Genomic DNA, 21522 nt, shown 5'->3' on the forward strand with positions numbered 1-21522 from the left:
GATGTCCAAGTACAACACCGAGTCCCTTCGATCCATCGCACTGGTTGGTCATGGTGCCGTCGGCAAGACCAGCCTGGCCGAGGCCTTGTTGTTCGCGACCGGCGCAATCGCTGCCAAGGGCAGCGTCGACAAAGGCAGTACGGTTGCCGATTTCGATGCGCAGGAAAAGGAGGCGGGCCATTCCCTGACTTCTGCCGTGGTCAATTTTGGCTACGAAGATACCCATGTTCACCTGATCGACACCCCGGGCTACCCGGATTTCTCCGGTCAGGCCATTGCCGCGCTGGCCGGCGTCGATACAGCGCTGGTCGTGATCAATGCCCAGACCGGTGTCGAGCTGATGACCGAGCGCATGATGCGCTACGCCGCCGACCGCAAGCTGTGCCGGATGATCGTCATTAACAAGATCGATGCCGAGAATCTCGATCTGCCGGGCCTGGTCGCTGACATCCGCGAGCGCTTTGGCAAGCAGTGCATGCTGCTCGATCTGCCGGCCCATGGCGCGGCCGATGTGGTCGAAGTCCTGGAGCACGACGCTGGCGATGCCGACTTCGAATCCGTCACGGCCGCCCACCGCGCGCTGATCGACCAGATCGTCGAGGAAGACGAGGACCTGCTCGCCCAATACCTCGAAGATGGTGCCGATCCAAGCGCTGCTGCCCTGCATGCGCCGTTCGAGAAGGCGCTGCGCGAAGGTCACCTGATTCCCATCCTGTTCACTTCGGCCAAGACCGGCGCCGGCATCAAGGAACTGCTGCATGTGCTGGCCTCGCTGGCGCCTAACCCGGCAGAAGGCAACCCGCCGCCGTTCTACAAGGGCGAACCGGGCGACGTCACCGAGCCATTCCACGCCGAGCCGGATGCCGGCAAACATGTGCTGGCCCACGTTTTCAAGATCGTGGCCGACCCCTACATGGGCAAGATCGGCGTTTTCCGTGTGCATCAGGGTACGATCAAAAAGGACATGCAACTGTTCGTCGGCGACAGCAAGCGCCCGTTCAAGGTGGCGCACCTGTACCAGTTGCAGGGCAAGGACAGTGTCGAGGTCGATGAACTGCTGCCAGGCGACATCGGTGCCATCGCCAAGGTTGATGAAGTCGATTTCGACTGTGTGCTGCATGACTCGCACGATGAGGATCATATCCATCTGGTGCCGCTCGAATTTCCGAAGCCGATGGCTGGCCTGGCGGTCGAGACCAAGAAGAAGGGCGACGAGCAGCGTCTGTTCGAAACGCTGGGCAAGCTGGCCATGGAAGATCCGACCTTCGTCGTCGAGCGTCATCCGACCAGCAACGAAACGGTGATCCGCGGTCTGGGCGAAATCCACCTGAAAGCCAAGCTGGCCCGCATGTCTGGTCAGTACAAGCTGGAAGTCGATACCAAGCCGCCGCGCATTCCTTACTGCGAGACGATCACTGGTTCTGCCGAGGCAATGTACCGCCACAAGAAGCAGTCGGGCGGCGCCGGGCAGTTTGGTGAAGTGCATCTGCGCATCGAGCCGAAAGGCCGGGGCGAGGGCTTCGAGTTCGTCGATGCGGTCAAAGGTGGCGTCATTCCCGGTGTCTTCATGGCGGCGGTCGAAAAGGGCATTCGCCAGGGCCTGGAAGGTGGCGTTGTCGCCGGTTATGCCGTCGATGACCTGAAAGTGACGGTTTTCGATGGCAAGACCCACGCCGTCGATGGCAAGGAAGTCGCCTTCGTGGTGGCCGGCCGCAAGGCGGTCATCGAGGCCATTCGTGGCGCCAAGCCGATCGTGCTCGAACCGATCGTCAATATCGAGATCATCGTTCCCGAAAGCGCCATTGGCGATCTGACCGGCGACCTTTCCGGGCGTCGTGGCCACATCACCGGCACCGATGGGCGTGGCCACGGGCTGGCCGCGATCAGTGGCGAAGTGCCGCTGGCCGAGTTGAACGACTACCAGTCCCGCCTGAAGTCGCTGACCGGTGGTCAGGGCAGCTACACCATCGAGTTCGCGCGCTACGCTGCCGTGCCGCCGAACATCCAGCAGCAACTGGCGAGCAAGTTCCAGTTGCACGACGAAGACGAGTGAGTTTTCACGCTGCCCCCGGTGCCTGTGCGCCGTGGGCTGGATGGACAAAAGGGCTGAGTCATCAGCCCTTTTTGCTGTCCGTCAGCCGGTGCTCTCTTCGAGTTTGTAAGCCGCCTTGATGCCGTCCAGAACGCGGTCGAGTTCCAGTTCAAAGCGTTCGAGGTGTTCCGCCATGTCCGGGCTGCGGTTCTTGATGGCTTGCTCCAGCGCTGCGGCCAGTGCGGCCAGCGTCGTGGCGCCGATCATGCCGCCGGTGCCCTTCAGGCTGTGGGCTCGGCGGCTGGCGACATCGATTTCCTGATTGCCGAGAGCTTCGCGGATGCGCGTCGCTTCGCCGGTAAAGCGGGCATGGAAGTCGCGCAGTATCTTTTCATACATCGAAACGCGATTGAGCATGCGGCGCAAGCCATCGACGACATTAATCCCGGGCAAATCGGGCATGCCGGGTGCTTCGCCGCTGGCCGTGCTCGCCGGTTTTTCGGGTTGTGCCTGGCCGACGGAATGATCCGGTTTCCAGCGCTGGATCATGGCGATCAGCTGGGCAGGTTCGATCGGCTTGGTCAGAAAATCATTCATGCCCGAGGCGATGGCATGCTGGCGCTCATCCTCCAGTGCATGGGCGGTGAGCGCGATGATTGGAATATCGGCTCGCACCTGGCCGGCCCGAATACGGCGGGTTGCTTCCATGCCGTCCATCTCGGGCATCTGGATGTCCATCAGGATCAGATCAAGCCCCTTGCCGGCAGCGGCCAGCTGCTCGAGGGCGAGCCGGCCGTTATCCGCCATGTCGACCGTGGCGCCGAGCGATTCGAGCAGGTCGCGCATGATCAGCTGGTTGGTCGGGACGTCCTCGGCCACCAGGATGCGCAGTCCGGCCAGCGGCGCGGTGTGCGACGCTGCTTCTGCCGGCGGTGGGTGGGGGCTGTGCTGCAGGTCGTTGAGCACCTCGCCGATGCGGGCGAAAGTCGCTGGTTTTTCGATGATGGCATCGAAGTCCCCCAGGGCGTAGCGGTAGCGCGAGGCATGCACGTTTTCGCCGGTGACCATGACCAGTTTGGCCGGGGCGCCCTTTTCGTCGCGAATATGATGGGCCAGTGCCAGGCCGTCCATGTCCGGCATGTTCAGGTCCACCATGACGCAATCGAAGCGGATGTTGTTTTGGGCATGCAACATGGCCAGTGCCGCGGCGCCCGAGCTTGCCGTCGCGACGATACAGCCATGTTTCTTGAGCAGGCTGGCCAGTACGCTGAGTGCCAGGTCGTTGTCGTCGACGACCAGTACCCGATAACCGGGTTTTTGCACTGGATCGGGGTGCGCCGTGTCGACCCCGAGGCGGACATTGAACGAGAAGGTCGAGCCGACTTGCTGGCGACTGTCTACCGAGATGCTGCCGCCCATCATTTCGACCAGCCGCTTGCTGATGATCAGGCCGAGTCCGGTGCCGCCGTATTTTCGCGTGACTGAACTGTCCGCCTGCGAGAAGGCCCGGAACAGGTTCTCCACTTGCGCCGGCGACATGCCTATCCCGGTATCCTGGATGCGGAATTCGAGCTCGATCTGGCCGTCGACAGGCGCTTGCGCATCGACGAAAACGGTAATCGACCCCTCGGCGGTGAACTTGATGGCGTTGCCGACCAGGTTGATCAGGATCTGTGACAGGCGCAGCGCATCGCCGCGCAGGGCTTGTGGCGTATCCGGATTGACCACGTATTCGAGGACCAGTTTCTTCTCCTGGACGCGACCGCGAACCAGGTTCGACAGATTGTCGAGCACCTCGTCGAGCTGGAAGGAGGCGGTTTCCAGCTGCATTCCGCCGGCATCGATCTTCGAGAAGTCGAGGACGTCATTGACGACTGCCAGCAGCAGTTTGCCGGCCCCCTCGATGCGTCTGACGTATTCCATCTCGCGCGGCTCAAGCTTGCTCTGCAGGAGCAGGTAGGCGAGGCCGATCACGCCGTTCAGCGGCGTCCGGATTTCATGGCTCATGTTGGCCAGGAAATCGGAACGCGTCTGAGCCAGCGCTTCTGCCTCCTGACGGGCGATTTCGCGCATTCGGGCCAGGGCCCGGTCGCGTTCGTTGTCGAAAGCGAGGCGGTTGCGCAGCGACTCCAGGCCCTGGATGACCTGGGCTATTTCATCGTCGCCGCGAACGTCGAGCCGGGTGTCGAACTGGCCGGACGAAATGGCGTGGAAGGTTGGCAGGACCTGCGTGTTCAATGGCTCCAGCACCAGCTTGCGCAAGAGCAGGATGATGATGACGAAAATTGCCCCGGCCATCGCCAGGCCACCGCCGATGACCAGCCAGACGATGCGGTCGGTCAGCGCCGTGAATTCATCAACCGAGGTGCCACCGGCAACGATCCATCTCGGATTGTCCAGCGTCTCGAAAATGACCAGTTTCTTGCGGGCTGTTTTCTCCCCGGCTTCCTCATTCTTCCAGTGGTAGGTGATCGCGCCATTTTTCTGCTTGACCAGTTCGGTGACCAGATCCAGGCCGTCCTCGGTGCGGAAGTCGGCCAGATTGCGACCCTCCTTGTAAGGGTGCAGGATCAGGTTGCCGTAATACTCGCCGGGGGAAGTGTCGATGATGTAGTAATAGCCGCTGTTGCCGACCTGCATCGAGCGGATTTGTGCCTTGAGGGTCTCCAGTTGTTCGCCGATGTCGATGCCGACCACGCTGGCGCCGATGACCTTGTTGTTGGCATCGAGGATGGGGGTGTAGCGGGTGACGTACTGGCGGCCGAAGACGCGGGCCGGGCCGACGTAGGTATGGCCGGCGGCAAGCACTTTGGAGGCCGGATGATCAGCCTCGAGGTAGGTGCCGATGGCGGACTTGCCGCGTTCATCGACGGCGGTGGACAGGCGGCGCTGAAACCCCTGGGGGGTGAGGATGAAGATGCTGCCGACACCGCGTAATTCCTTGAGAAACTGCTCGAAGTGATGAACCGGTGACTTGCTCTCTTGCCGCAACATGGCCGTCAGTGTTTCCAGGCTGGCGTTCCTTTGGCCATCGAGCGCGTCGTAGACCTGGTCGGAGAGCAGCTTCGAATATTCGACGGCTTCGATATTGGCGCTTTCGACCCGGGCCGACACTGCCGCGCGGAGCAGGCTGACCTGATGGGTCAGTTGATGGCGGGCGTTGTCATCCAGGGTGCGGGTAACGTGGCCGGCCAGGAAATAAGTCGTCAGTCCGAGGACGATGATGGCGGCGAGCAGCGAAGCCAGGACAAACTTGGTGCCGAGTGAGGCTTTGCCAAATGTCTGCGGCAGCGAGGTCCAACTGCGGCGAGGGCTGGCTGCGCCGTGTTCGAAGACCAGTTCTTTCTGCGACTGATGGCGCAAGGTTGCGTAGTTTTGCTCGGCGAGCCGGATCTGGTCGCGCGTTGCCTTGCGCCGCATCGACATGTAGCCGGAGACCTTGTCGCGATCCCAGATCGGCGAAATGTGCGCTTCAGCCCAGTAGGCATCGCCATTCCGGCAGCGGTTCTTGATCATGCCGATCCACGGGCGTCCGGCCTCGATGTCGCGCCAGAGATCGGCAAAGACTTCCGCCGGCATGTCGGGATGGCGAAGGATGTTGTGTGGCTGGCCGATCAGCTCTTCTTCGGTAAAGCCACTGATTTCGACGAAATCCGCATTGACGAAGACGATCCGACCCTGCTCATCACTTCGCGAAATGATGATCTGATCATCCAGCAGTTCGATTTCGTGGCCGCTTACCGGACCGTTGTCGCGCATTTGCAGCAAACCCCAGAGCGATCGGCAGAGGCATCTGTCGGTCGGTGTTGTCGATCAAAGCGAGAGGCTGAGGAATTGCCATCCCGATTTCAGCTATCACAGTGGCTGCGGTGGGCGAAAAGCTGCCTGCCGCGCTGGTCATTCTAAACCCAGGCGATGCTGTAATTCGAGGAATTTATAACAAAAACATCAAAATCAATAGGTGTTTTTTAGGGGCAATGGCGCCGGCATGGTCAGCCGGAACCCTGCTTGCCCGGCGGCTCCGGGCAAAGGCCTAATCCGGCTCGCCGGACCAGGCTACGCTAGCCAGAAAGAGATAGCCGGCCCCATAGACGGTCTTGATGAAGGCGGGGCTTTGCGGATCGGGTTCGAGCTTGCGGCGCAGGCGCGAGATACGGACGTCGATGGCGCGGTCGGTCGGGGCCAGGTCGCGGGTGCCCATCAGCTTTTCGCGTTGCAGGATACGGTTCGGGTTGTTGACGAAAACTTTCAGCAATTCCGACTCGGCGGTGCTCAGCGCGTGTTCTTCCCCATTCGGGGCGCTCAGCCGGTTGTTGCCAAGATTGAAGCGCCAGCCGCCGAATTCGGCAATCTGGCGGGCCGGGGCTTCGCCGCTTTCGCGCCGCCGCACGATGCTGCGTACCCGGGCGACCAGTTCGCGCGGCTCGAACGGTTTCAGCACGTAATCGTCGGCCCCCAGTTCGAGGCCCATCACCCGGTCGCTGACATGGGCGCGCCCGGTCAGGATCAGGATGCCGCAGCCCGACTGGGCGCGCACGCGCTGCATGGCTTCGAGGCCATCCATGTCGGGCAGGCCGAGGTCGATGATGCACAGGTCGGGCGCCAGGGTGCGCAGGCGGCGCAGCAGGTCGCCGGCGCTGCGACACCAGACGGTGCGGAAGCCGAAGTCGCCGAGCACCTGCTCGATGATCTTGGCGACATCCGGATCGTCCTCGACGATGGCGATCAGCTTGGCGGCTTCGTTATCTCTCATGGCTTGCCTCGGGGTGCGCGTTGCAGGGCGCGGGCCAGATCCTGGCGGTCAAAGGGTTTGGCCAGCACCGGCAGATCGCTGGTGGCATCGGCATCGGCTTCGTCGGTATAGCCGCTCATCAGCACAATCCGCATTTGTGGGCGACGGGCCAGCGTTTGCTCGGCCAATTGCCGGCCGTTGAGGCCGCCGGGCATGATCACATCGCTGACGACGATGGCAATATCGTGAACCTGATCGATCATGTCGAGGGCCTGGGCGCCGTCCTCGGCCTCGATGACCGGATAGCCCAGATCGATCAGTTGCTGGCGGACGACACGGCGGACGTTCGGCTCATCCTCGACGAGCAGTACCAGTTCGCCGCCATGGGGCAGGGCGGTCTCTGCGCAGGGTGCGTCGAGCTCAAGTTCCGGCGCGGCCAGCGGCAGCACCATCAGCACGGAAGTGCCTTGCTCGGGCTGGCTTTGAATCGAAACGCCGCCGCCTGACTGCTTGGCGAAGCCGTAGGCCATGGCCAGACCGAGGCCGCTGCCCAGTCCGAAGCGCTTGGTCGTGAAGAAGGGTTCGCAGGCCCGGGAGAGGGTGGCGGCATCCATGCCGCAGCCGTTGTCGGCGACTTCGATCAGCACGTAATGGCCGGGCGGCACATCGAAAGCGGCGGCGTCGGTCGACAGCTCGACAGCGCGTGCCCCGATGTGCAGGCGCCCGCCATTGGGCATGGCATCGCGCGAATTCAGCGCAAAGTTGAGCAGGGCGCTTTCCAGTTGCCCCGGGTCGACCAGGGCGTGAATCGAGGCCCCGGCCAGGTCGGTCGACACGGCAATCGACTCGGGCAGCGAACGACGGACCAGTTTGGCCAGGCTGCCGATCAGGCGGCCGATGTCGACGGCCTGCGGCTCCAGCGGCTGCTGCCGCGAGAAGGTGAGCAGGCGTTTGATCAGCTGCACGCCCCGGCGGGCCGATTGCAGCGCCGGCTCGACGAATTCGTTGACGCCGGCATCGTCCGGCCGGTGATCCTGCAAGGCGGCCAGGTTGCCGATGATGACGGTGAGCAGGTTGTTGAAGTCATGGGCCAGGCCACCGGTCAGCTGGCCGATGGCTTCCATTTTCTGGGCCTGGACCAGCGCCGCCTGCATGCGCTTCTGCTCGGTGATTTCGTGCGAGAAGACAAAAAAGCCCAGGGTTTCGCCGGCGGCACTGATTTCGGGAACCAGGGTGCTGCGGGCAAAAACCGTCTGCCCCTGCTTTTCCATCTGGTACTCGTAAGTGACCTGCTGGCCGGCCAGCGCCCGGCGCACCGAGTCGCGAACCTGGCCGTAAACCTCGGGGCCGATCACGTCGAGCACCGCCCGGCCGGTGACGCTACCTTCCGGGTGGCCGTACCAGTCGGAGTAGCCCTTGTTGGCGTAGCGATAGACCTCATCCTTGTCGACGTAGCCGATCAGGATGGGAATGGTGTCGTTGATCAGGCGCAGGCGGGCTTCGCTGCGGCCGAGGGCGGCGGCAATGCGCTCGTTGTCTTCGTTGGCCAGGCGCAGGTTGGCATTGGCGTTTTCGAGCTGGGCCGTGCGCCGGCGCACGCGTTCTTCGAGCTGGATGTTCTGGTGTTCGGTCAGGTGCTCGATGTAACGCTGTTCGGTCACGTCGCTGTACAAGGTTACAAAGCCGCGGTGGGGCAAGGGCTCGCCACGCAGCATCAGCACCCGGCCGTTCGGGCGCTGGCGCTCGGTCAGGTGGGGGGCAAAGTCGCGGGCGGCGCCGACGCGTTCGGCAATCTGGATTTCCCTGTCGCCCGGCCCGTATTCGCCGCGCTCGGCGTTGTAGCGGATGAAGCTTTCGAACGGGGCGCCGACGAAGGCAAGTTTCTCCGGAAATTCAAGCAACTGCAGGAAGGTCCGGTTCCAGGCGACCAGCCGCAAATCCCCGTCGAACACCGTGATGCCCTGGTCGAGCAGATCGAGGCCGGCTTGCAACATTTCGTAGCGCTGGCTGGGCGCGGCGGCGGGGGCGGCGGGAAGCATCGGTCGATTCTAGTGCAGGCGGCAGGTTTGAATCCGGGGTGTAACGATTCGTTACATTCTGCCAATAGTTGCGCAAGAGTGTTTTGCGATTCTCCTGAAAAACAAAGCACGGTTACGGGCGCACCGCACGGATAGATGCCTGGATCGGCAATAACTTGCTCCAACGAGAACAGCAAACTCGGCAAGCAACGTGAGGAGATTTATCTTGGTTAACCCGTACACCGTAGGGCTGGACCGGAATCCGGCCAACTATGTTCCGCTTTCTCCGCTGACCTTCATCGAACGGTCGGCCTTTATCTATCCCAAGCGCATTTCCGTCATCCAGGGCGCTCGTCATTACACCTGGAAGGAAAGCTACGACCGTAGCCGCCAGCTGGCTGCCGCCCTCAAGGGCCGGGGCATCGGCAAGGGTGACACTGTCGCCGTCATGCTGCCGAACAGTGCTGCGATGTTCGAATGCCACTTCGGCGTGCCGATGATCGGCGCCGTGCTGAATACCCTGAACACCCGCCTCGACGCCGAAGCCATCGCCTTCATGCTGGCCCACGGCGAAGCCAAGGTGCTGATCACCGACCTGGAGTTCTCCAAGGTCGTCAAGGCCGCGTTGGCGCTGCTCGAAGGGCCGAAGCCGCTGGTCATCGACAGCCTCGACCCGGATTTCACCGACGGTGAAAAGCTCGGCGAGAAGGACTACGACGCCTTCCTGAACGAAGGTTCGCCCGACTTCGAATGGCAGTTGCCTGAAGACGAGTGGGATGCCATCGCCCTGAACTACACCTCCGGCACGACCGGCAACCCGAAGGGTGTGGTCTATCACCATCGCGGCGCCTACCTGAATTCGGCCTCGAACATCATTTCCTGGGGCATGCCGCCGCACTCGGTCTATTTGTGGACCCTGCCGATGTTCCACTGCAACGGCTGGTGCTTCCCCTGGACCCTGGCCGCCAATGCCGGCACCAGCGTCTGCCTGCGCAAGGTTGATCCGGCCCTGATCTTCGGCCTGATCAAGGAGCACAAGGTCAGCCACATGTGCGGCGCGCCGATTGTGTACGGCATGATGATCAACGCCCCGGAAAGCCTGCGCGAGGGCATTGAGCATCAGGTCAACGGCCTGATCGCCGGTGCAGCCCCCCCGGCCGCCATCATCGAAGGCGCCCAGCGCATGGGCTTCAACATCACCCACGTGTATGGCCTGACCGAAACCTACGGCCCGGCTGCCGTCTGCGCCAAGCAGCCGGAGTGGGATCGCCTGCCGATCGACCTGCAGGCTGCCCGCAACGGCCGCCAGGGTGTGCGTTACCACATGCAGGAAGCGATCACCGTGCTCGACCCGGTCTCCATGGAGCCGGTGCCCTGGGATGGCGAGACGATGGGCGAGATCATGTTCCGCGGCAACCTGGTCATGAAGGGTTACCTGAAGAACGAGAAGGCCACCGAGGAATCCTTTGCCGGCGGCTGGTTCCACACCGGTGACCTGGCGGTCGTCCATAGCGACGGCTACGTCAAAATCAAGGACCGCTCCAAGGACGTGATCATTTCCGGCGGCGAGAACATTTCGTCGCTGGAAGTCGAGGACGTGCTCTACCGCCACCCGGCCGTCATCGCCGCCGCCGTCGTCGCCAAGCCCGACGAGAAGTGGGGCGAGGTGCCGGCTGCCTTCATCGAACTGAAGGCCGATGCCAAGTGCACCGAGGCCGAGATCATCGAGCATTGCCGCGCCCACCTGGCCCGCTTCAAGGTGCCCAAGCAGGTTGTTTTCGGCGAACTGCCGAAGACCTCGACCGGCAAGATCCAGAAATACGTCCTCCGCCAGCACGCCAATTCGGCGCTGGCCATCGAGTAGCTATTAGTTGCTGGTCGTTAGTCGTTAGCGGTTGGTTGCTAGCGACTAATGACTACGGACTAACCACTAAAAGGAATTCCCATGAGCACCTATATCGCCCCGATTCGCGACATGCAGTTCGTTCTGAATGAAGTCGCCGGCCTTGAAGAGATTTGCGCCCTGCCGGGCAACGAGGAATGCTCGGTCGATCTCGTCGAATCCATTCTCGACGAAGCTTCCAAGTTCGCCACCGGCGTTCTCGATCCGATCAACAACGTTGGCGACCGTGTCGGCCACGTCTGCAAGGACGGCGTCGTCACCACGGCGCCCGGCTTCAAGGAAGCCTACCAACTGTTCGCCGAAACCGGCTGGAACTCCATGCCTTTCTCGCCGGAATACGGCGGCCAGGGCCTGCCGGCCGTCGTTTCGATGGCCGTCAATGAAATGTGGAAGGGCGCCAACATGGCCTTCGGCCTGTGCCCGATGCTGACCGGCGGCGCCATTGAAGCCATTGCCCACCACGCCTCCGACGAACTCAAGCAGAAGTACCTGCCGAAGATGGTCGAAGGCACCTGGACTGGCACGATGAACCTCACCGAGCCGAACGCCGGCTCCGATCTGGCGGCCATCTCTTCCAAGGCCAAGGCCGTCGGTGATGGCTCTTACCTGGTCAGCGGCACCAAGATTTTCATTACCTGGGGCGAACATGATGTCGCCGAGAACATCATCCACCTCGTGCTGGCCCGCCTGCCGGACGCGCCGCCGGGACTGAAGGGCATCTCGCTCTTCCTGGTGCCGAAGTTCCTGGTCAATGACGACGGCTCGCTCGGCAAGCGCAACGATCTGATCTGCGCCTCCATTGAACACAAGCTCGGCATCCACGGCAGCCCGACCGCCGTCATGTCCTACGGCGAGAACGAAGGCGCTGTCGGCTACCTGATCGGCGACGAGAACAAGGGCATCGGCTACATGTTCACGATGATGAACCACGCCCGCGTCAATGTCGGCCTCGAAGGCGTCGGCATCGCCGAGCGCGCCTACCAGCACGCCCTGTGGTACGCCCGTGAGCGCGTGCAGGGCAAGATCATCGGCGACAAGTCCGACGAGAAGAAGACCATCCTGCATCACCCGGATGTTCGCCGCATGCTGATGGACGTCAAGTCGCGCACCGAAGCCATGCGTACGCTGGCTTATTACGCTGCCGCCAATATCGACCGCGCCCATGCCGGCGATGCTGCCGCCCAGTCGCGCGTCGATCTGCTCACCCCGGTCGTCAAGGGCTGGAGCACGGAGCAGGGCGTCGAGCTGTCGTCGACCGCGCTGCAGGTCTTCGGTGGCGTCGGTTTCGTCGAAGAAACCGGTGCGGCGCAGTACTACCGCGATTCGCGCATCACCACCATCTACGAAGGCACGACGGCCATCCAGGCCAACGACCTGGTCGGCCGCAAGCTGGCCCGCGAAAAGGTGCCGGGCGCCGCCATGAAGACGCTGATCGCCGAAATGACGGCCACGGCTGACGAGATCGCCGCTAACGCCCAGCTGGCCGGTATTGCCGCCAACCTGAAGACGGCGATTGCGGCCCAGCAGAAGGCGGTGGACTGGATTCTCGCCAATTACGAAAGCGCCCCGGCCGCCGTTCATGCCGGTTCCGTGCCTTTCCTCAAGCAGACCGGTATCGTGGTCGGCGGCTGGCTGATGGCCAAGTCGGCCGCCATTGCCGTCAAGCACATTGCCGAAGGCAGCAGCGACGATTTCTACAAGGCCAAGCTGGCCACGGCCAACTACTTCGCCGCCCACCAGTTGCCGTTCGCTACCGCCTACGCTGCTGAAATCACCGGTGGTGCCGAGTCGGTGTTCGCCCTGCCGGAAAGCCTGTTCTGACCATGAGCACGCGCACCGATCGCGATGCAATGGAATACGATGTCGTGATCATCGGCGGCGGCCCTTCGGGGCTGTCTTCGGCGATCCGCATCAAGCAGCTGGCCGAGCAGTCGGGCAAGGAAGTTTCCGTCTGTCTGCTGGAAAAGGGCTCGGAAATCGGCGCCCACATCCTGTCCGGCGCCGTGCTGGAACCGCATGCCCTGAACGAACTCTTTCCGGACTGGAAGGAACGCGGCGCGCCCCTGAACACGCCGGCCGGCGAGGATCGTTTCCTGTTCCTGACCGAAGGCGGTTCGTTCAAGCTGCCGACCCCGCCGCAGATGTCCAACCATGGCAACTACATCATCAGCCTGGGCAACCTTTGCCGCTGGCTGGGTGAGCAGGCCGAGGCGCTGGGCGTCGAGATCTACCCGGGCTTTGCCGCCGCCGAGGTGCTTTACCACGAGGACGGCTCGGTCAAGGGCGTCGCCACCGGCGACCTGGGCATCGGCAAGGACGGCCAGCCGGGCCACAACTTCCAGCCGGGCATGGAACTGCATGCCCGCCAGACCATCTTCGCCGAAGGCTGCCGCGGTTCGCTGACCAAGGAACTGTTCGGCAAGTTCGATCTGCGCGATGGCATCAATCCGCAAACCTACGGCATCGGCATCAAGGAGCTGTGGGAAATCGACCCGGCCAAGCACCAGCCCGGCCTGATCGTGCACACCGTGGGCTGGCCGGTATCGTCCGACACCTACGGCGGCTCCTTCCTCTACCACCTGGAGAACAACCTGGTGGCGGTGGGCTACGTTGTCGGCCTCGACTACAAGAACCCGTGGCTGTCGCCGTACGAGGAATTCCAGCGCTACAAGACGCACCCGGCGATTCGCGGCTTCTTCGAAGGCGGCCGGCGCATTTCCTACGGCGCCCGCGCGCTGTCGGAAGGCGGCTACCAGTCGGTGCCCAAGCTGCATTTCCCGGGCGGCCTGCTGGTCGGCGACACCGCCGGCTTCCTCAATGTGCCGAAGATCAAGGGCACGCACATGGCCATGGAGTCCGGCATCGTCGCCGCCAAGGCCGTGTTCGAGCACCTGTTCAAGGACAACGCCGGCACCGAGGTCAAGGAATACGGCGAGCTGATCAAGCAGAGCTGGCTGTGGGCCGAGCTGTACAAGGTGCGCAACATCCGCCCGGCCTTCAAGTGGGGCTTGTTGGGTGGCCTGGCCTACGGCGCCATCGACACCTTCCTGTTCGGCGGCAAGGCACCGTGGACCATGCGTCACCACGACGACCACAGCCAGCTCGGCGACAAGAACAGCTATCCGAAGATCGACTACCCGAAGCCGGACGGCAAGATCAGCTTCGACCGCCTGTCCTCGGTTTTCCTGTCGGCGACCAACCACGAGGAAAACCAGCAGACGCACCTGCGCCTGAAGGATGAATCGGTGGCCATTTCGGTCAATTACGCCAAGTACGGCGCGCCGGAAACGCGTTACTGCCCGGCTGGCGTGTACGAAATCCTCGGTGAGGAGGAAGGCAAGCCGCGGCTGCAGATCAACGGCCAGAACTGCCTGCACTGCAAGACCTGCGACATCAAGGATCCGACCCAGAACATCAACTGGACGGTTCCGGAAGGTGGCGGTGGGCCGAACTATCCAAACATGTAAGTCCTGACGCCTGGCCGGGCATCGCTCAGGCCGGGCGCAACAACAAACAGAACCCGAGAACAGCGCAGTTTCAAATCAATCGGAGTTTCCAGGAGGTCTCATGTCACAAGAAAATATCCAGGCGAAGATTCGGAGCAATCCGAAATTCGCCGAACTGGTCGGCAAGCGTACCCGCTTCGCCGTCATCCTCTCGCTGGTCGTGCTGGTGCCTTACTACACCTTCATGTTCCTCGTTTCCACGCAGCCGCAGATCTTCGCCGCCAAGATTGCCGAAGGTAGCGTCATCACCATCGGCTGGCCGATCGCCGCGCTGATCGTCGTTGCCGGCTGGATCCTGACCGGTGTCTACGTCAACCGCGCCAACGGCGAATTCGACAGCATCACCGCCGAAGTCCTCAAGGAGGCCCGCAAATGAAGCGCTCCATCACCGCATTGATCGCCGGCAGCCTGCTCGCCGTCTCCTTCGCCGTATTTGCCGGTCCCGGCGCCATCGAAGGCGTCGAGAAACAGCCGATCAACGTCAGCGCCATCGCCATGTTCATGATCTTCGTGCTGGCCACGCTCGGCATCACCAAGTGGGCGGCCGGCAAGACCAAGACCACCGCTGACTTCTACACGGCTGGCGGCGGCATCACCGGCTTCCAGAATGGCCTGGCCATCGCCGGCGACTACATGTCCGCCGCGACCCTGCTCGGTCTGACTTCGATGGTCTATTTCAAGGGCTACGACGGCTTCATCTACGCCGTCTGCTTCTTCATCGGCTGGCCAATCATCCTGTTCCTGATGGCGGAACGTCTGCGCAACCTCGGCAAGTTCACCTTCGCCGACATCGCCTCCTACCGCCTCGACCAGAACCGCATCCGCACCTTCGCGGCCATCGGTTCGCTGACCGTCGTCTGCTTCTACCTGATCGTCCAGATGGTCGGTGCCGGCCAGTTGATCCAGCTGCTGTTCGGGCTGGAATACAACTATGCCGTGATCGTCGTCGGCCTGCTCATGATGGTGTACGTCACCTTCGGCGGCATGACGGCAACGACCTGGGTGCAGATCATCAAGGCCTGCCTGCTGCTCGGTGGCGGCATCACGCTGATGCTGCTGACCCTGGCGCAATTCGGCTGGTCTTTCGAGAATCTGTTCACCAAGGCCATCGAGTCGCACAAGCTGGGCGAAAAGCTGATGTCACCGGGTACGCTGATGGCTGACCCGATCTCTGCCTTCTCGCTGTCGCTCGGCCTGCTTTTTGGTACCGCCGGTCTGCCGCACATCATGATGCGCTTCTTCACCGTGCCGAACGCCAAGGAAGCCCGCAAGTCGGTGTTCTACGCGACTGGTTTCATCGGCCTGTTCTTCCTGGTCACCATGGTTCTCGGCGCTGCCGCGATCACCATCGTCGGCACCAACGGCGCTTTCTTCGAAGGCGGCCAGGTTGGCGGCAAGCTGATCGGTGGCGGCAACATGCCGGTCATGCACCTGGCCAAGGCAGTTGGCGGCGACATCTTCCTCGGCTTCCTGTCGGCCGTGGCTTTTGCCACCATCCTGGCAGTGGTGTCGGGCCTGGCCCTGGCCGGCGCCTCGGCGATCTCGCATGACCTGTACGCCCGCGTCATCAAGAAGGGCACGGCCTCCAGCCAGCAGGAAATGAAGGTCACCCGTCTGGCCTCCATCGGCCTCGGCATCGCGGCCATCCTGCTTGGCATCGCCTTCAAGGATCAGAACGTGCTGTTCCTCGTCGCGCTGGCCTTTGGCGTCGCTTCCTCGGTCAACTTCCCGGTGCTGATCCTGTCCATGTACTGGAAGGGCCTGACCACGCGCGGCGCGCTGTGGGGCGGCATCGCTGGTCTGGTTTCGTCGGTTGGTCTGGTCATCCTGTCGCCGACCGTGTGGGTCAAGATTCTCGGCAACAAGGCCGCCATCTTCCCGTACGACCACCCGGCCATCGTCTCGATGACGCTCGCCTTCTTTGTCACCTGGTTGCTTTCGGTGACCGACAAGAGCGCCCGTGCTGCGGCCGAAGCCGCCGCTTTCGAAGAGCAGTTCATCCGTGCCCAAACCGGCCTGGGTGCTGCCGGAGCGCACGCGCACTAAGAATTTGCTCACTCTGCGGGTGAGATATCGGGAGAACAGCGCCCGCCATCTCATTCTTTCAGGGGCCTTCGGGCCCCTTTTTTTGTCACGTAGATATTAAATGTAATAATTTTACAAAAAATGCCTTTTAAATATTGATTTGGCGTTATCCTGACGCTATCGACTATAACTAAAGTAATGGCTTCTGCGGAGATGCAAAAGTAAATGAGTGAGATGGGCCAAAGCCGGCTTCCCGGGCTGCTGGGCAAACTGGGAAAGATGACGTCGATTCGCGATACTGAGCTGCTGGAGCAAAGCCTGCTGCGGACATTGGGGCCCTTGCTCGGGGTGCTCGATACCTCCTTGTACCGGACGGACGATGGCGAGAGCCTGATCCGGGTCACCCACTATCACCGTTCCAAAGTGGTGGACGCGGATGGCGTCGCTCGCATGGTCGAGCGGGTCGAGGAGGTCATGCATCTGGGCGAATTGCCGCCGGAGGTAATCGGATTGACCGATAACGTCAGGCTGCTGGCCAAGCCCTGTACGCGCAAACTCGATCAAGACCTTCTGGTCGCCTATCCCCTGATGGGCGGCAACGATGTCTGTGGTTACTTCGTCTTCCTGCGCGATCGAGAGGTTTCTGCGGTTGAAGACACGATGATCCGCGGCGTGCTGGAAGTGTTCTCGAATTACTACGCGCTGCTCGACATCAGCCAGCGCGATCGCCTGACCGGACTATTCAACCGCCAGGCACTGGAAAGCAGTTTCGACCGGATCTGGCGGGCGCTCGGTCGTCCCGATTTCTTTGCCGAGAAGACCGCCGGCCGCCGGCAGTTGCCGGCCGACACTTACTGGCTGGCCGTGATCGACATCGATCACTTCAAACGCATCAACGACGGTTTCGGCCACATGGTCGGCGACGAGATCCTGCTGCTGGCGTCGCGCCTGATGAGCCACACCTTCCGCTCCTCGGATCTGCTTTACCGCTACGGGGGCGAAGAGTTTGTCGCGATTATTTCGGCCGAAAACGCGGCCATCGCCAGGAACGTTTTCGAACGTGTCCGCCTGGCCATCGAGGCGCATCTTTTCCCACGTATCGAACACCTGACCGTCAGCATCGGCTACAGCCAGGCCGCGCCCGACATCCTGCCGGTCGAAGTCCTCAGCCGGGCCGACCGCAGCCTCTACCAAGCCAAGCAGGACGGGCGAAATCGCGTTTACGCCTATCAGGAGCTGGTCGATTCCGGGGTCTTTGCGCAGCAGAGTTACGACGAAGTGGAGTTTTTCTAAAGGCGCCAAGGGCCGCCGCCGGCGGGCTGCCGGCGGGTGAACGTGACCGTTTATTTGTCGACGCGATACATCTTGGCCTTGTTCATCTTCGGGCTCCACGGCAGGCCGCTGTTCTGCCAGCCGTTTTGCAGGCGGAAGCCGGCTTGCGGCCCTTCCTTGATGATCGAACCCTGGAAGCCATTGACGATATAGCGGGCATTGACGAAGCCGTTGTCACGCAGATATTCGGCACTCGGCTCGCCCCGTTCGCTGCCGGAACGGCACATGGTGATGATTTCGGTGTCCGCTCCCCAGCCCCGTTTGGCCAGCTCGGCCTTGACGTCGGCTACGAAATTCGGGTTGTAGTTCGGTTTGTAGTTGCCGCGCTTGTCGTCCCAGACATTGCGGTCGACGATCAGGTAGGGAATGTTCACGGTAATCATGTCGGTGAAACCGGTGAACATGATCTCGACCGGATCGCGCACGTCGATGAACAGGATCTTGGCATCGGCCTGCTTGACCTTGTTGTAGGCCTCCTGCGCAGAAATTGCGATATCGACGGCACTGGCCGTCAGCGCGCTGAAGATCAGGCTGGCTGCAGCAATGAGTCGTTTCATGGTGTCTCCTTTATATTGTGTGGAAATATAAGGTTACACGAATATTATCAATCGCTACTGATGCGATCGGGCAGCACGCTACTGCGCAAACCAATACCGGATCAGGGCGAGTGACAGTGCAAACAGGTAGCCATAGGCGAACCGGTCGATGCGCAGCACGGGCTGATTATTCCGGGCCCGCCAGGCACCCATGACGCACATCAGCAGGCCAACGGCGACAGGCGTGAACAGCAGGTTGGCCAGACGCAGCCCGGCACTGGCGAAATGCATCGGCAACAGCAAAAGGCTGATGCCGCCGGCGATGGCGCCAAAGATGGCATAGCCGAATCCAGCCAGCCACGGGTTGGGCGGTTTGCGGAATGGCTCAGCCAGCGAGTGCAGCCCAAGTTCGACCAGCGCCTCGGCAACCGCCTGCAGCACAACTTCGCCAATGACTTCGACGATGAACTCGACAATCAGCTCAAGCATCCGGGTGGCGCCAGTTGTTGTTTGGGCGGTGCAGCGGGCTCGGCATCAGCCGGTTCGCTTCAGGTTGTTTTCGCTTCCGCGGCGGCCAGTTTCGGCCGTTCGAACAGCGAACTGATGGTGACACGCCCGATGGCCGGGGTGTCCGGCACGGCATACATCACATCGACCATCATTTCCTCGAAGATGCCACGCAGGCTGCGGGCGCCGGCCTTGTATTCGATGGCGAGTTCGGCCATCTGGCGGAAGACGTTGGGTTCCACCTGCAAGTCGACGCCATCGGCGGCCAGCATGGCCTGAAACTGTTTGTAGATGGCGTTTTTCGGCTCGGTCAGGATGCGGATCAGCATGTCCTGCGACAGCTCGTGCAGGCGGGTGACGATGGGCAGACGGCCGGCGAATTCGGGAATCAGGCCGAATTCGAGCAGGTCGGTTGGTTTGACGCGGGCATTCAGCCGTTCCAGGATTTTCTGGTCGTCGCCTTCTGCGGTCGAGATAAAGCCGAAGGTGTGGGTCCGGGTCAGGATGTGGTCGAGCCCGACAAAGGCGCCACCGCAGATGAACAGGATATTGGTGGTATCGATATGGCGCCCGTCTTTCAGGCGGACCGGGGCGCCTTCCATGATCTTGAGCAGGGCGTGCTGGACGCTCTCGCCGGAAGTAGCACGGGCTTCGCCGCCAACCGCCTTGAGCTTGTCCACTTCATCGACGAAAACGATGCCGCGCTGGGCGAGGGCGAGGTCGTCGTTGGCCCGGTCGAGCAGGCGATGCAGGATGGCCTCGATTTCGTCGCCGACAAACTGCGTCTGGGCCAGCGAGGTCGCATCGGCGGTCACGAAGGGCACGTCGAGAATACGGGCCAGCGTTTCGCAAAGCAGCGTCTTGCCGGTGCCGGTCGGGCCGATCAGCAGAATGTTGCTCTTGGTCAGCTCGACGCTGTCCTCGGCGATATTCCCCATCCGGCGAAAGTGAGCGTAGATGGCGACGGCCAGCGTTTTCTTGGCATCTTCCTGGCCGATGACATGTTCGGAGAGGCGGCGGACGATTTCGCTGGGTTTGAGCAGGGTGGGCATCGGAGTACTCCGCGGACAGTATTTGCCGATGCTAGTCGTGCCGGGCTGTTTCGGAAAGCCCAATCGCGTGGCCGGGCCAGCTGCGAGCTTTGCCTCCCCGCTGGCATGGCCGTCAAAGGTAAAATAACGAATTGACCAAGTGATCGGTGCTGGCTATCCGGCAACCATCGCTTGAGGCCCGACTTCATTTTCCTGCAGGAATTCCTTCATGCTACCGAAGCTCACCTCCTTCCCCGGCGTCCAAGGCCCGGTCGTTATCATCGTGATGGACGGCTACGGCCTGCCCAAGACCGACGTTGGCAGCGCCATCGCCGCGGCCAAAAAACCGACCCTCGACCGCCTGTTCGCCAATTACCCGAACATCCGCCTGCGCGCCCACGGCACGGCGGTCGGCATGCCGTCCGACGACGACATGGGCAATTCCGAAGTCGGCCACAACGCCATCGGGGCCGGACAGGTTTACAGCCAGGGCGCGTCGCTGGTCGCCAACGCGATTGCCGATGGCGCCCTCTGGCAGGGCGAGGCGTGGCAGCAGATTGTTGCCGGCGCCAAGGCCGGTCGCGGTGTGGTCCATTTCATCGGCCTGTTCTCCGACGGCAACGTGCACAGCCACATCGATCACCTGAAGGCCATGGTCGTCCAGGCCAAGACCGAAGGCATCAAGACCGTGCGCATTCACGCGCTGCTCGACGGCCGCGACGTGCCGGAAACCAGTGCGCTGGATTATGTCGTGCCCTTCGAAGCCTTTCTGGCCGAGATCAGTGCGGATGGCTTCGATGCCCGCATCGCTTCCGGCGGTGGCCGCCAGTACATCACCATGGACCGTTACGACGCCAACTGGGCGATGGTCGAAAAAGGCTGGAAGACCCACGTGCTCGGCAAGGGGCCGCAGTTCGCCAATGCCACGGCAGCGGTCAACGGCCTGCGCGAGCAGAACCCCGGTACCATCGACCAGGATCTACCGGAGTTCGTCATCGCCGATAACGGCAAGGCCATCGGCACCATCGAGGACGGCGATTCGGTCGTCTTCTTCAACTTCCGCGGCGACCGCGCCATCGAAATCACCCGCGCTTTCGAAGAGGCGGCTTTCGACAAGTTTGACCGCGTTCGTTTCCCGAAGGTCACCTACGCCGGCATGCTGCAGTACGACGGTGACCTGAAACTGCCGGCCCGTTTCCTGGTCGCCCCGCCGGCGATCAAGGACACCACCGGCGAATGGTTCGCCAAGTCGGGCATCGCTCAGTTCGCCTGCTCGGAAACGCAGAAATTCGGCCATGTGACCTACTTCTGGAATGGCAACCGCTCCGGCAAGTTCGACGGCGAAACCTGGCAGGAAGTGCCGAGCGATGTCGTTCCCTTCGAGCAGCGGCCCTGGATGAAGGCGGCCGAAATCGCCGACGCGATGATCGCTGCCCTCCAGTCAGGCCAGTACAGAACGCTGCGCTGCAACTTCGCCAATGGCGACATGGTCGGCCACACTGGCAACTTCGAAGCAGCACGGATCGCGGTCGAAGCCGTCGACCTGTCGCTCGCCCGCGTCCTGCAGGCCATCGATGCGGCCGGCGGCGTGGCGCTGATCACGGCCGACCACGGCAATGCCGACGAAATGTTCGAACTGGACAAGAAGACCAAGCAGCCGGCCATGAACAAGGATGGTTCGTTCAAGGCCAAGACGGCACATACGCTGAACCCGGTGCCGCTGATCCTCTACGACAACGTCAGTGGCAGCAAGCTGGGCTTCAAGCAGACCGAGACGGCCGGCCTGTCCAACATCGCCGCCACAGTTGCCAACCTGCTCGGGCTGGAGAAGCATGCGGCTTGGGACGAAAGCTTGCTGGAAATTCGCTGAAGTGCGCTGGCCGGCGACAACGGATGCCCT

14 protein-coding genes are annotated in these 21522 nt (G+C 62.1%); 8 read left to right on the forward strand and 6 right to left on the reverse strand.

Annotated elements, in window-relative coordinates; translation table 11 throughout:
* Position 1 precedes the first annotated feature (1 nt).
* Positions 2–2053 carry an elongation factor G gene (gene fusA, locus KI617_RS01170; protein ID WP_226449889.1) on the forward strand — a complete coding sequence of 684 codons (2052 nt, stop codon included), beginning with the start codon at positions 2–4 and terminating at the stop codon, positions 2051–2053.
* Positions 2054–2134: 81 nt separating this feature from the next.
* On the opposite strand, the gene KI617_RS01175 is transcribed toward fusA, so the two are convergent.
* From KI617_RS01175 to KI617_RS01185, 3 genes are all read right to left on the reverse strand, one after another.
* Positions 2135–5791, reverse strand: a complete 3657-nt coding sequence (locus KI617_RS01175) for a Cache 3/Cache 2 fusion domain-containing protein (protein ID WP_226449891.1) — start codon at positions 5789–5791, stop codon at positions 2135–2137.
* 274 nt (positions 5792–6065) lie between these two features.
* Positions 6066–6785: a response regulator transcription factor gene (locus tag KI617_RS01180; protein WP_226449893.1), complete on the reverse strand. Its 720-nt coding sequence runs from the start codon at positions 6783–6785 to the stop codon at positions 6066–6068.
* On the reverse strand, positions 6782–8803 hold the full coding sequence (locus tag KI617_RS01185) for a PAS-domain containing protein (RefSeq protein ID WP_226449895.1): 2022 nt from the start codon (positions 8801–8803) through the stop codon (positions 6782–6784). Before KI617_RS01185 ends, KI617_RS01180 begins: the two co-directional genes overlap by 4 nt.
* Before the next feature lie 205 nt (positions 8804–9008).
* Between KI617_RS01185 and KI617_RS01190 the strand changes: the two genes are divergently transcribed.
* The 6 genes from KI617_RS01190 (at position 9009) to KI617_RS01215 (ending at position 17509) form a co-directional block, all read left to right on the forward strand.
* Positions 9009–10646, forward strand: coding sequence for an acyl-CoA synthetase (locus KI617_RS01190; protein WP_404826768.1), 1638 nt, complete (start codon positions 9009–9011; stop codon positions 10644–10646).
* Positions 10647–10727: 81 nt separating this feature from the next.
* Entirely contained in the window at positions 10728–12506 is a 1779-nt protein-coding gene (locus KI617_RS01195) for an acyl-CoA dehydrogenase C-terminal domain-containing protein (RefSeq protein WP_226449897.1), read from the forward strand.
* 2 nt (positions 12507–12508) lie between these two features.
* Positions 12509–14152 carry an electron transfer flavoprotein-ubiquinone oxidoreductase gene (locus KI617_RS01200; RefSeq protein WP_226449899.1) on the forward strand — a complete coding sequence of 548 codons (1644 nt, stop codon included), beginning with the start codon at positions 12509–12511 and terminating at the stop codon, positions 14150–14152.
* A gap of 100 nt (positions 14153–14252) precedes the next feature.
* Entirely contained in the window at positions 14253–14567 is a 315-nt protein-coding gene (locus KI617_RS01205; protein WP_226449901.1) for a DUF485 domain-containing protein, read from the forward strand.
* The gene (locus KI617_RS01210; RefSeq protein ID WP_226449903.1) at positions 14564–16237 is read left to right on the forward strand and encodes a cation acetate symporter; all 1674 of its coding nucleotides are present in this window, start codon (positions 14564–14566) and stop codon (positions 16235–16237) included. Before KI617_RS01205 ends, KI617_RS01210 begins: the two co-directional genes overlap by 4 nt.
* Positions 16238–16441: 204 nt before the next feature.
* A complete protein-coding gene (locus tag KI617_RS01215; RefSeq protein ID WP_226449904.1) occupies positions 16442–17509 on the forward strand; it encodes a GGDEF domain-containing protein in 1068 nt (355 codons plus the stop codon).
* A gap of 50 nt (positions 17510–17559) precedes the next feature.
* On the opposite strand, the gene KI617_RS01220 is transcribed toward KI617_RS01215, so the two are convergent.
* The 3 genes from KI617_RS01220 to clpX all read right to left on the reverse strand — a co-directional run bounded on the left by KI617_RS01220 (position 17560) and on the right by clpX (position 19643).
* Entirely contained in the window at positions 17560–18105 is a 546-nt protein-coding gene (locus KI617_RS01220; protein ID WP_226449906.1) for a rhodanese-like domain-containing protein, read from the reverse strand.
* Positions 18106–18183: 78 nt separating this feature from the next.
* Entirely contained in the window at positions 18184–18573 is a 390-nt protein-coding gene (locus KI617_RS01225) for a hypothetical protein (protein ID WP_226449908.1), read from the reverse strand.
* A 59-nt stretch (positions 18574–18632) separates the two neighbouring features.
* The gene (gene clpX / locus KI617_RS01230; protein ID WP_226449910.1) at positions 18633–19643 is read right to left on the reverse strand and encodes an ATP-dependent Clp protease ATP-binding subunit ClpX; all 1011 of its coding nucleotides are present in this window, start codon (positions 19641–19643) and stop codon (positions 18633–18635) included.
* Between the two features lie 208 nt (positions 19644–19851).
* On the opposite strand from clpX, the gene gpmI reads away from it, so the two are divergent.
* Entirely contained in the window at positions 19852–21492 is a 1641-nt protein-coding gene (gene gpmI / locus KI617_RS01235; protein WP_226449912.1) for a 2,3-bisphosphoglycerate-independent phosphoglycerate mutase, read from the forward strand.
* The last annotated feature ends 30 nt before the right edge of the window (positions 21493–21522 follow it).

Origin of the sequence: Ferribacterium limneticum, assembly GCF_020510625.1 — a bacterium.
Lineage (GTDB): Bacteria > Pseudomonadota > Gammaproteobacteria > Burkholderiales > Rhodocyclaceae > Azonexus > Azonexus limneticus_A.